At 64.5% G+C, this 12,172-nt stretch carries 9 protein-coding genes; 8 read left to right on the forward strand and 1 reads right to left on the reverse strand.

The window, feature by feature from the left end; all coding sequences use genetic code 11:
• Positions 1-586 precede the first annotated feature (586 nt).
• From D580_RS0112010 to groL, 5 genes are all read left to right on the forward strand, one after another.
• The gene (locus tag D580_RS0112010; RefSeq protein WP_018954628.1) at positions 587-1,099 is read left to right on the forward strand and encodes a thioredoxin family protein; all 513 of its coding nucleotides are present in this window, start codon (positions 587-589) and stop codon (positions 1,097-1,099) included.
• Complete coding sequence (locus tag D580_RS0112015; RefSeq protein ID WP_018954629.1) at positions 1,096-2,295, forward strand: hypothetical protein; 1,200 nt, start codon at positions 1,096-1,098, stop codon at positions 2,293-2,295. The genes D580_RS0112010 and D580_RS0112015 overlap by 4 nt, the downstream gene beginning before the upstream one ends.
• Positions 2,296-2,457: 162 nt before the next feature.
• The gene (locus D580_RS0112020) at positions 2,458-2,934 is read left to right on the forward strand and encodes an FxsA family protein (RefSeq protein WP_018954630.1); all 477 of its coding nucleotides are present in this window, start codon (positions 2,458-2,460) and stop codon (positions 2,932-2,934) included.
• Positions 2,935-3,128: 194 nt separating this feature from the next.
• Positions 3,129-3,419, forward strand: a complete 291-nt coding sequence (groES, locus tag D580_RS0112025) for a co-chaperone GroES (RefSeq protein ID WP_012637025.1) — start codon at positions 3,129-3,131, stop codon at positions 3,417-3,419.
• An 83-nt stretch (positions 3,420-3,502) separates the two neighbouring features.
• Complete coding sequence (gene groL / locus D580_RS0112030; protein ID WP_018954632.1) at positions 3,503-5,140, forward strand: chaperonin GroEL; 1,638 nt, start codon at positions 3,503-3,505, stop codon at positions 5,138-5,140.
• 335 nt (positions 5,141-5,475) lie between these two features.
• On the opposite strand, the gene D580_RS0112035 is transcribed toward groL, so the two are convergent.
• Positions 5,476-6,372, reverse strand: a complete 897-nt coding sequence (locus D580_RS0112035; RefSeq protein ID WP_018954633.1) for a LysR family transcriptional regulator — start codon at positions 6,370-6,372, stop codon at positions 5,476-5,478.
• A 112-nt stretch (positions 6,373-6,484) separates the two neighbouring features.
• Here D580_RS0112035 and metE point away from each other — a divergent pair, with 112 nt between their 5' ends.
• The 3 genes from metE to D580_RS0112050 all read left to right on the forward strand — a co-directional run bounded on the left by metE (position 6,485) and on the right by D580_RS0112050 (position 12,035).
• Positions 6,485-8,824, forward strand: a complete 2,340-nt coding sequence (gene metE / locus D580_RS15510; protein ID WP_051081809.1) for a 5-methyltetrahydropteroyltriglutamate--homocysteine S-methyltransferase — start codon at positions 6,485-6,487, stop codon at positions 8,822-8,824.
• 81 nt (positions 8,825-8,905) lie between these two features.
• Positions 8,906-9,346, forward strand: a complete 441-nt coding sequence (locus D580_RS15515) for a c-type cytochrome (RefSeq protein ID WP_018954635.1) — start codon at positions 8,906-8,908, stop codon at positions 9,344-9,346.
• A gap of 211 nt (positions 9,347-9,557) precedes the next feature.
• Positions 9,558-12,035: a heavy metal translocating P-type ATPase gene (locus D580_RS0112050; protein ID WP_018954636.1), complete on the forward strand. Its 2,478-nt coding sequence runs from the start codon at positions 9,558-9,560 to the stop codon at positions 12,033-12,035.
• Positions 12,036-12,172 lie beyond the last annotated feature (137 nt).

Raw genomic sequence — 12,172 nt, forward strand, 5'->3', positions numbered from 1 at the left:
ACCGCTTCGATCTGCCTTGGGTTTTCATCGTAGGAGCCCCGACCCCGGGGCGAATGGTGGAATATTCGCCCCGGGGTCGGGGCTCCTACAAAACCATGCAAAACAACCCAGGGTAAGGGGGTTGCTGCCTTTGACATTCCCCCCGTTTTTCTCGCCGAGCACGGGGGTGTTCCGGGGTTAAAGCCCGCCAGGGGCGCCGCAAGGATGCGGCGCGTCGGCTGTCAGGCCATGGATGGCCTGTCAGCCGACCTCCCCGGAACGGCCCCGCGCGCAGGGCACCCCGCAGGGGCGAGAAAGTCGGGTGTCCTTTCTTTGGTTACTTTCTTTGGACAAGCAAAGAAAGTAACCCGAGCCGGCTGCAAGCCGGATCGGAAGCCTTTGACTTGGGTTTTGCCTTTACCAGAGAACCAATAAGCTGGAGTGCCCGCCCATGATGTCCCGCTCGCTTGACCCTCATTATGGAGACCCCCCCCGGAATTCATGCAACCTTCACCCCATTCACCCGGTCACACAGATACAAAGCCCACACCCTCAACATAGAAAAATAGGGGTCAGAGAATCCCACCCAACAGAGGAGTCCAACATTATGAACCCCCAATCCACCTTTATCCGCCTGTTGCTCGCCCTGGGCGCCCTCTGGCTGCTGGCAGCCCCCGCCGCGGCGGAGGCCCCCAAAGGTTATAACTTCGTTAGCTATGACGAGGGCCTGCGCCTGGCCGCCGAGCAGGACCGGCCGGTGTTCCTGTATTTCGGTCGCTACGGCTGCGGTTGGTGCGACAAGACCAACAGGGAGAGCTTCTCCGACCTGGACCTCAAGGCCCTGTACGAGGAGAACTACGTGCTGGTGTACGTGGACGCCGAGAGCGGGCGGCGCATGACCCTGCCGAGTGGCGAGCGCATCACCGAGATGGAGCTGGGGGCGCGCATGAACGTGTTCGCCACGCCGGTGTTCGGCTTCCTGGAGGCCGACGGCAACACCATCTTCACGGTGCCCGGCTACAAGACCGCTGACGAATTCCGGGACTTCCACCGCTTCGTCTCCGGTGGTCATTACCGGGATCAGCGCCTGTTCGAGTTTCTCGCGGAACAGGCCCGATGAGGGGCGGGTGGCTGGCCGGGGCCCTGTTGCTGGCATCCCCGGCGCTGGCCGAATGGCAGTTCGGCCCGGATCTCACTGTCGGCGAGGCGCCCCGGGCAGGGCTGTTCCACCAGCTGGAAGGCACCGCCCGCCAGCACCTGGCGGTGAACGACGCGGGCACGGTGGCGGCCGTCTGGGCGGACAATGCCGACGGCAGCTACCAGGTCCGGGCGGCCTTTCGCACCCAGGACACGCCGGAGTTCGGTGCGGCGCAGGCCCTGAGCACGGGCCGCGAGGCCTATCAGCCGGTGGTGGTGGCCGTGGGCGGTTCCTTTCTGTTCGCCTGGGAGCAGGACGGTCATGTGTGGATGCGCAGCGCCGGCCCCGCCGGGATGGGGCCGGCGACCCGCATCGAGGCCATGGAATCCACGGAGCCCGCCCTGGCGGCCCACCCGGCGCATGGGGTCGTGGCGGCCTGGGCGCGCCGGGAGTCCGGGGTGATGCGCATCGTCAGCGCGCCGATCTCCCTGGACGGGAACGGTGGCGTGCGTCTGGGCGAGGTGCGGCCTGTGGATGCCGAGCCGGCGACGCGGGATCAGCTCTACCCCACCGTGGCGGTGACCGATGCCGGCGTGCTGGTGGGCTGGGAGGATCGGCGCCATGGCCATACCCGGCTCTACACTGCGTTTCGGGGCCATGAAGGCGCCTTCAGTGCCCCCCGCCTGCTCAATGACCTGCCTACGGGGCCGCGCACGGTGGAGTTTGGCGCCGGCTCCGGCGTGACCCGGCTGGCCCTGGTGGCCCGGGGCGACCGGGTGGCGGCGGTGTGGCTGGACAAGCGGGACTACCGTTCAGGCTATGACGTGTTCGCGGCACTCAGCGAGGACGGGGGCGCGAGCTTCGGGCCCAACGAGATGGTGCAGGACATGTTCGGTGCCAACATCCCCCAATGGCGGGCTGCCGTGGCCTTGGACCCCGAGGGTCTGCCGCTGGCGGTCTGGGACGACACCCGGGACGACACCCCGGACCTGTGGATGTCCTGGCGGGAGGACGGCGAGTGGAGTGACGACCAGGCCGTGGCGCCCGGCTATGGACCCGGCGCCCACACCAGCCCGTCGGCGGCATTCGGCCCTGACGGTCGCCTGCACCTGCTCTGGACCAGCCGCACGGCGCAGGGCCTGAGCCACCTGCGCTACACTTGGGCAGAAAGGCACTAGAAGCAAGAGACAAGAGACAAGAGACAAGAGGGTTGCATTCCGGGCGCGGCGGCCCAAGCTTGTCCTCTAGGGCCTTATGTCCTGTCTACCCCCGGGGCGCCTGAAGGCGCCCCAGGTTTTCATTCATCCTTCCACCTTCAGCCTTCATCCTTGCCCCCCCCCATGCCTATTTTCCCTATCCTGGCGTTCCTGTTCCTGGCCGTGCCCCTGCTGGAGATCTTCCTGTTCATCCAGGTGGGCGGCTGGATCGGGGTCTGGCCCACCATCGGGCTGGTGATCCTCACCGCCATCGCCGGCGCCTTCCTGCTGCGCTGGCAGGGGCTGGCCACCCTGACCCGGGTGCGCCGGGCCCTGGACCAGGGGCAGATACCGGCGCTCGAGATGCTGGAGGGGGTGCTGCTGGTGTTCGGTGGCGCCCTGCTGCTGACCCCGGGATTCTTCACCGACGCCATCGGCTTTGCCTGCCTGCTGCCGCTCACCCGCCACCTCATGGCCCGCTGGCTGTTCATCAAGGGGATATTCGTGGCCCGCGGTCCCCGTCCCGGCGGCTCCCAGGGACCCGCGGGGCCTGGCGAGTCCGGTCCTCGCCCGGGTGGTGGGCGGACCCTCGAAGGCGAATACAGGAAGGATGACCCCTAGCGAAGTGCGAAGGGTGAACTGGGAAGTGAAAGTCCATTTCGTACTTCCCAATTCCCACTTCGGCCTTCCCGCGGGCCTTGACTTCCCTCCCTTGGTCACTATTATTGGCACTCACCAGGGATGAGTGCTAACAGTCCTCGCCCGACACCGTCACGACAACCACTACTCTCACTCTATTGAAGGAGCTGACACCCATGAATATCCGTCCGTTGCATGATCGCGTGATCATCAAGCGCATGGAGGAAGAGCGCACCACCGCCGGTGGCATCGTGATCCCCGATTCCGCCACCGAGAAGCCGGTCCGCGGCGAAGTCATTGCCGTCGGCAAGGGCAAGATCCTGGAGAACGGCGAAGTCCGTGCCCTGGACGTGAAGGTGGGCGACAAGGTGCTGTTCGGCAAGTACTCCGGCACCGAGATCAAGGTGGACGGCCAGGAAGTGCTCGTGATGCGCGAAGAAGACATCATGGGCGTCCTCGAGGGCTGATCCCCGAACCCCGCAATTTCCTGACGGACCGGGTCTTTGAGCCGGTCCATGACAGCATCGAACTCTAGAAGAGGAAGTACACAATGAGCGCGAAAGAAGTTCGCTTCAGTGATGACGCCCGTTCCCGCATGGTTCGTGGCGTGAACGTCCTGGCCAACGCCGTGAAGGTCACCCTGGGTCCCAAGGGCCGCAACGTGGTGCTGGAGAAGTCCTTCGGCGCCCCCACCGTGACCAAGGACGGCGTGTCCGTGGCCAAGGAGATCGAACTGGAAGACAAGTTCGAGAACATGGGTGCCCAGATGGTGAAGGAAGTCTCCTCCCAGACCTCCGACATCGCCGGTGACGGCACCACCACCGCCACCGTGCTGGCCCAGGCCATCGTGCGCGAGGGCATGAAGTCCGTGACCGCCGGCATGAACCCCATGGACCTCAAGCGCGGCATCGACAAGGCCGTGATCGCCGCCGTGGAAGAGCTGAAGAAGCTGTCCAAGCCCTGCACCGACAGCAAGGCCATTGCCCAGGTGGGCACCATCTCCGCCAACTCCGACGAGTCCATCGGCCAGATCATCGCCGACGCCATGGCGAAGGTGGGCAAGGAAGGCGTGATCACCGTGGAGGAAGGTTCCTCCCTGGAGAACGAGCTGGACGTGGTGGAAGGCATGCAGTTCGACCGCGGCTACCTGTCCCCCTACTTCGTCAACAACCAGCAGAACATGAGCGCCGAGCTGGATGACTGCTTCGTGTTGCTGCACGACAAGAAGATCTCCAACATCCGCGATCTGCTGCCCGTCCTGGAAGGCGTCGCCAAGGCCGGAAAGCCCCTGCTGATCATCGCCGAGGACATCGAGGGCGAGGCCCTGGCCACCCTGGTGGTGAACACCATCCGCGGTATCGTGAAGGTGGCCGCCGTCAAGGCCCCCGGCTTCGGTGACCGTCGCAAGGCCATGCTGCAGGATATCGCCATCCTGACCGGCGGTACCGTGATCTCCGAAGAGGTCGGCCTGTCCCTGGAGAAGGCCAGCCTCGACGACCTGGGCCAGGCCAAGCGCATCGTGGTGACCAAGGAAAACACCACCATCATCGATGGCGCCGGCAAGCCCGACGAGATCAAGGCCCGCGTGGCCCAGATCCGCGCCCAGATCGAGGATGCCACCTCCGATTACGACAAGGAGAAGCTCCAGGAGCGCGTGGCCAAGCTGGCCGGCGGCGTGGCCGTGATCAAGGTCGGTGCCGCCACCGAGGTGGAAATGAAGGAGAAGAAGGCCCGCGTTGAAGACGCCCTGCACGCCACCCGTGCTGCCGTGGAAGAAGGCGTGGTGCCCGGCGGCGGTGTCGCCCTGGTGCGTGCCCTGCAGGCCCTGAAGGACCTCAAGGGTGCCAACCACGACCAGGACATCGGTATTGCCATCGCCCGTCGCGCCATGGAAGAGCCCCTGCGCCAGATCGTCGCCAACTGCGGCGAAGAGCCCTCCGTGGTGCTGAACAAGGTGGTGGAAGGCAAGGGTAACTACGGTTACAACGCCGCCACCGGCGAGTACGGCGACATGATCGAGATGGGTATCCTGGATCCCACCAAGGTCACCCGCAGCGCCCTGCAGAACGCCGCTTCCGTGTCCGGCCTGATCATCACCACCGAGGCGATGGTGGCCGAACTGCCTAAGAAGGAGTCCGCTCCTGCCGGCGGCGGCATGGGCGACATGGGCGGCATGGGCATGATGTAAGCCCGGGCTTCCCTCCAAGCCTTGAGCAGTAAACCTGGCCCCGTGCGCAAGCACGGGGCTTTTTTTTGGTCTAAGGCCTTCAACGCAAAGACGCAGAGAACGCAAAGAAGATCTTGTTAGAAAAGCCTTTGAGACCCTGGCGTCTTTGCGTTGAGGCTTTGATCCACCCGCATATCTCACCGGGATCGCGGGAGCAGGCGAAGACGAGCCTGAACCGCGAAAGGACACCGGCGGGAACAGACTGTCATGCTGAGTTCGCCGACCCTTTCGACATATTTGACCGATGTGTCAACCTGTTGCGCGCCAGCCGGTGTCCGACCGGTGAAATATGCGGGTTAACGGTGCGCAACGCCGGGTTGGCGTGCCAGTTCGATGAAGGCGTCCAGGTAGGCAGTCCCCGCATCCGCTTCCCGGGTGCCCAGAAAGATCTGCTTGAACAGACCGTCTCGACCCAGCTGGGCGGTGAGCAGTTCCAAGCGGGCGGCGTGCGCTTCCACCAGCCAACGGGGCAAGGCCGCTACACCGCGGCCGCTGGCGACCATCTGCAGCAGGATGTCGGTGGTCTCGATGCGCTTGTGACGTCTGGGACTTATGCCCGCGGGGGTCAGAAATTGCTTGAAGATGTCCAGCCGGTCGTTTTCGACCGGATAAGTGATCAGCACCTCGCAACTCAAGTGTTCCGGCGTGATCCAGGGCCGAGTGGCCAGGCGGTGTTGGCGGCTCATGGCCAGGACCATCTCGTAGTCGAAGACAGGCACAAAGCGCAGGCCGGGTTTGTAAAGTGGGTCGGGTGTCACCAGCAGATCGATCTCGTGATCGAACAGCGCACCGATGCCTCCGAACTGGAATTTCTGCTTGACGTCCACGTCCACGTCGGGCCACTCGGCCAGATAGGGGGAGACCACCTGGAGCAGCCATTCATAGCAGGGATGGCACTCCATGCCGATGCGCAGCGTGCCCCGTTCGCCCTGAGCGTACTGGCGCATGCGTCGCTCCGCTTCCTCTAGCTGGGGCAGGATGCGGCGGGCTACGCCGAGCAGGTGATGCCCCGCCTGGGTCAGCCGCAGGCGGCGTCCATCCCGCTGCCAGATCGGGGTGCCCAGGTATTGTTCGAGTTTCTTGATGGCGTGGCTCAGAGCTGACTGGGTCAGGCACAACACGTCCGCGGCGGCGGTCAGTGATCCCTGACGCTCCACTTCGAGAATCATGCGCAGATGGGTTCTTTCAAGCATGATAATTCATGAGCAAAATTCATGGTCTGTTTGAATAATATCATTTTAATTCAACATAAACCCTCTCTACCATGCCCGTGATCCATCAACTTGCGACACACGAGGCATGTCCATGGTCACGACACACAATCTGGGTTTTCCACGCATTGGTGCGAAGCGGGAACTGAAGTTCGCCCTGGAGGCTTACTGGAAGGGGACGTCCTCGCAGGAGGCCTTACTCGCCCTGGGCGCGCAGCTGCGAGAGCGCCACTGGGCGCAGCAGGCTGATCTGGACTGGGTACCGGTGGGGGATTTTTCCCTCTATGACCAAGTGCTCGACATGAGTTTCACCCTGGGAAATTTGCCCGCTCGGGTTCGCGATTTGGGCGGCGACGAACTGGACAACTACTTCCGTGTGGCGCGGGGCCGCTCGGCACCCCGGCAAGGCAATGCTGTGGGGGTGCAGGCCGGCGAGATGACCAAGTGGTTCAACACCAACTATCACTACATCGTTCCTGAGTTCGACGCGGATACGGTGTTCTCGCTCAATGCCGGACGGCTGCTGGCGCAGGTGCAAGAGGCGAAGGCACTTGGGGGCAGCGCGAAGCCGGTGCTGATCGGTCCAGTCACCTATCTGTGGCTGGGGAAGGCCCTGGACGGATCCGAGAAGTTGGATCTGCTGGAGTGTCTGCTGCCGGTGTACCGGGCGTTGTTGAACCGGTTGGCCGAGGAGGGCGTGGAATGGGTGCAAATGGACGAGCCGGTGCTGGTCACGGAAATGGACAGCCAGTGGCGTCATGCGCTGAACCTGGCCTACCACGACCTCAAGTCATGTCCGGTGAAGTTGCTGCTGGCTACCTACTTCGACCGCTTGCAGGAGAACCTGCACCTGGCGGGCACGCTGCCGGTGGCCGGTCTGCACCTGGACGCCATCAATGCCCGCGATGAGGTGTTTCCCCTGCTCGGCCTGCTGCCTTCGCACAAGGTCCTGTCCCTGGGCGTGGTCGACGGGCGCAACGTATGGAAGACGGATCTCAACGCCACGCTGGATTGGCTGGAGCCCGTGCATGATCAATTGGGCAAGCGTCTGTGGGTCGCACCCTCGTGCTCGCTGCTGCACGTGCCGGTCGATCTGAGCAACGAACACCGGCTTGATCCTGAGGTTCGGGACTGGATGGCGTTCGCGGTACAGAAACTGGAAGAAGTGCGTGTCCTGGCCAAGGCGCTCAATGAAGGCCGTCATGCCGTACGGGATGAGCTCGACGATAATCAGGCCGCGATCACGGCTCGACGGACATCACCGCGCGTGAACAATCCCCGAGTCAAGGCGGCATTGGCCGGTATGGACGAGCGTCTCGGCCGGCGGCAGAGCCCGCATGCCCAGCGCGTCGTGAAGCAGGCGGCGGTCCTCGATCTGCCCGTGTTTCCCACTACCACCATCGGATCGTTCCCCCAGACAGCTGAGATCCGCCAGGCACGCGCCCAGTTCAAACGCGGTGAGTTGGACGCCGAGGCCTACAAGCGTGCTATGCGCCTGGAGATCGAGCGCTGCGTGCGCGAGCAGGAGGCCCTGGGGCTCGATGTGCTGGTACATGGTGAGGCGGAGCGCAATGACATGGTCGAGTACTTCGGCGAACAGCTGCATGGCTATGCCATCAGTCAGTCCGGCTGGGTGCAGTCCTATGGGTCGCGCTGTGTCAAGCCACCCATTCTGTTTGGTGATGTCAGCCGGCCAAGGGCCATGACCCTGGAGTGGATCGGCTATGCACAGTCTCTGACACCCAAACCCATGAAAGGCATGCTCACCGGTCCGGTCACGATGCTCAACTGGTCGTTCGTGCGCGACGATCAGCCTCGTTCGCTGACCTGCAGGCAACTGGCCTTGGCGATTCGGGAAGAGGTTCTGGACCTGGAAAAGGCCGGTATAAGGATCATTCAGATCGATGAGGCGGCATTGCGCGAGGGCCTGCCCCTACGCAAGTCTGAATGGGCGGCGTATCTGGACTGGGCGGTCGAGGCCTTCCGGGTCAGTGCCAACAGTGTACGCGACGAGACCCAGATCCATACCCATATGTGCTATTCGGAGTTCAACGACATCATCGAGTCCATCGCGGACATGGATGCCGACGTGATCACGATAGAAACCTCGCGTTCAAACATGGAGTTGCTTGAGGCCTTCGAAGATTTCAAATACCCCAATGACATAGGGCCAGGTGTGTACGACATCCATTCGCCCAACATCCCGACCCAGGAGGCCATCGAGCAGTTGATGCAACGGGCGCAGCAGCGCATACCTACGGACCGGCTTTGGGTCAACCCGGACTGCGGCCTCAAGACCCGGCAATGGTACGAGGTCATTCCGGCACTGCGCAACATGGTGGCCGCAGCCAGATCGCTGCGTGAGCGCCTGCTGGAGAAATCACTTGCCGGCCCGGCTGGTGTCGCGCCCAACTGCAGCCAATACGGTGTTTGAAGCGGCATCCACTCACCATGTGACGCTGATACAATGCTGGCCATGAGCGTGCGATGGTTGGGTGTTGCGTTATCAGCTGTGATGACCCTGGCAGCCTGTGGGGACGGTGCCCAGGAGCACGAGGCTCAGGTGCGCCAGCCGGATACCGGGCGCTGGTACACGGAGGCCCAGGTGCAGAAGGGCGCGCGGGTGTTCGCGGCCAACTGTGCCGTGTGCCACGGCGACCGGGCCCAGGCGGAGGACACCTGGCGCCAGCGCCTGCCCGACGGCAAGTTCCCGCCCCCGCCGCTCAACGGCACCGCCCACGCCTGGCACCATCCCCTGTTCGAACTGCGGGAGATCATCAAGGACGGCTCCGACCCCGCCCTGGGCAACATGCCCGCCTGGGGACACATCCTGTCAGACGCCGAGATCGACGCCGCCATCGCCTGGTTCCAGTCCCTCTGGCCCCACGAGGTCTACGAGGCCTGGCGCGAGATCGACGCCCGCCGCCAGGACGAGCGGCAGCATCATCGGCGTTAGTGCCCGGGTCGAAAGCGCTCATGAGGCGAAGGCTTTCAACGCAAAGACGCAAAGACGCCAAGGTCGCAAAGGTTTTTTCACAAGATCTTCTTTGCGTTCTCTGCGTCTTTGCGTTGAATGCTCTTAAACGAACACCCCCCAACCCTTGACCTTCCAATGATGGGAAGGTCTATGCTTTTCCCATGATCCATCCGGATCGTGGAGAAGCACCATGGACACATCCGTTTCCGGCAAGACATCGACCGAACACCTGGATCTCGCCGTGGGCGGGATGAGCTGCGCCTCCTGCGTGGGGCGGGTGGAGGACGCCATCCTCAAGGTGCCCGGTGTGGTGGGGGTGAACGTGAATCTCGCCACCGGCCGGGCCAGCGTGGATCTTAAGGACGGCGATCCCATGGCGGTGGTGGGCGCCGTCGAGGCGGCCGGCTACGAGACCGTGGCCGAGGAGACCACCCTGCGGGTGGAGGGCATGAGCTGCGCCTCCTGCGTCGGACGGGTGGAACTGGCGCTGAAGGACCTGCCCGGCGTGCTGGAGGCCTCGGTGAACCTGGCCACCGAGACGGCCCGGGTGCGTCACCTGCCGGACCTGGCGGATGCACAGGCACTGGTGCGCGCCGTGGCGCAGGCCGGCTACGGCGCCTCCCTGCCCGAGCCCGGCGTGGACCGGGCCGACCGGGAGCGCGAGGCCCGGGCGGCGGAGATGCGCGGCCTCAGGCGCAGCCTCGCCTGGGCCGCGGCCTTCACCCTGCCGATCTTCATCCTCGACATGGGCGGGCACCTGATCCCGCCCTTCCACCACGCGGTGCACGGTGCCATCGGCACCCAGAACCTCTACGTGCTGTTCTTCGTGCTGGCGAGCCTAGTGCAGTTCGGGCCGGGCCTGCGCTTCTACCGCAAGGGCTGGCCGGCGCTCATGCGCGGCGCGCCGGACATGAACTCCCTGGTGATGCTCGGCACCTCCGCCGCCTACGGCTATTCGGTGGTCGCCACCTTCCTGCCCGGACTGTTGCCGGCTGAGACGGTGCACGTGTACTTCGAGGCCTCCACGGTGATCATCACCCTGATCCTGCTGGGCCGTTTCCTGGAGGCCCGCGCCAAGGGGGCCACCTCCGAGGCCATCCGTACCCTCATGGGGCTGCGTCCGCGCACGGCGCGGGTGCTGCGTGACGGGGAGAGCGTGGAGATCGACGTGGACCAAGTGGCCGTGGGCGACCGGGTGCTGGTGCGCCCGGGCGAGCGCCTGCCCGTGGATGGCGAGGTGGTCGATGGCGACTCCTGGGTGGACGAGTCCATGATCACCGGCGAACCGGTGCCGGTGCACAAGGACGCCGGCGCGCGCGTGGTGGGCGGTACCGTAAACGGTCAGGGCAGTCTCACGGTGCGCGCCACCCAGGTGGGCGCCGACACGGTGCTGGCCCAGATCATCCGCATGGTGGAGGCGGCCCAGGGCTCCAAGCTGCCCATCCAGGCCCTGGTGGATCAGGTGACCCGCTACTTCGTGCCGGTGGTGATCGGCATCGCGCTGCTGACCTTTATCGTCTGGATGCTGTTCGGCCCCGCACCGGCCCTGACGCTCGCCCTGGTCAATGCGGTGGCGGTGCTGATCATCGCCTGTCCCTGCGCCATGGGTCTGGCCACGCCCACCTCCATCATGGTGGGCACCGGCAAGGGGGCCGAGATGGGCGTGCTGTTCCGGGGCGGCGATGCGCTTCAGGCCCTGCGGGACACGGACGTGGTGGCCCTGGACAAGACCGGCACCCTGACCCGGGGGCGTCCGGAGTTGACCGATCTCGTCGTGGCCGAGGGGGCTTCGGAGGATGAGTTGCTGGCGATGGCCGCCGTGCTCGAGCGCCATTCGGAACATCCCGTTGCCCAGGCCATCGTGCGTGCTGCCGAGGCGCGTGGCCTGGGACTCGGCGAGGCCAGCGGTTTTCGCGCCGTGGCCGGCATGGGTGCAACGGGCACTGTGGATGGCAGAGCGGTGCTCGTCGGTGCCGATCGTTACATGAAGGCGCACGGCATCCACATCGAGGCATTTGCCCACAAGGCCAGCGCCCTGGCCGATGCCGGGCGCACACCGCTTTACCTGGCGGTGGACGGCCAGGCCATGGCGTTGCTCGGGGTGTCGGATCCGGTCAAGCCGGGCGCCAAAGACACCGTGGTGCGACTGCGGGCGCTGGGTCTGCAGGTGGCCATGATCACCGGCGACAACCGTCGCACCGCCGAGGCCATCGCCCGGGAACTGGGCATCGAACAGGTGGTGGCCGAGGTGCTGCCCGAGGGCAAGGTGGAGGCGGTGAAATCCCTGCAGCAGGGCGGCAGGAAGGTGGCCTTCGTGGGTGACGGCATCAACGATGCGCCCGCGCTCGCCCAGGCGCAGGTGGGCATCGCCATCGGCTCGGGCACCGACGTGGCCATGGAGAGCGCCGACGTGGTGCTCATGTCCGACAATCTCAACAACGTGCCCAACGCCATCGCCCTGTCCCGGGCGACCATCCGCAACATCAAGCAGAACCTGTTCTGGGCCTTCGTCTACAACGCCACCCTGCTGCCGGTGGCGGCGGGCGTGCTGTATCCCTTCGTCGGCCTGCTGCTGTCGCCGGTGTTCGCCGCCTTCGCCATGGCGTTTTCCAGCGTCAGCGTGCTCACCAACGCGCTCAGGCTGAAGCGTTTTCGTGCGGTTGTCTGATGGAAGGTCAAAGGCCTTCAACGCAGAGGCGCAAAGGCGCAAAGGACGCGAAGAAGATCTTTTGATAAAAAATCTTTGCGACCCTCTGCGTCTTTGCGCCTTTGCGTCGAAGTTTTTTCGTCTGATCCCGAAGGAGT

Source organism: Thioalkalivibrio sulfidiphilus (genome assembly GCF_000377945.1).
Lineage (GTDB): Bacteria > Pseudomonadota > Gammaproteobacteria > Ectothiorhodospirales > Ectothiorhodospiraceae > Thioalkalivibrio_A > Thioalkalivibrio_A sulfidiphilus_A.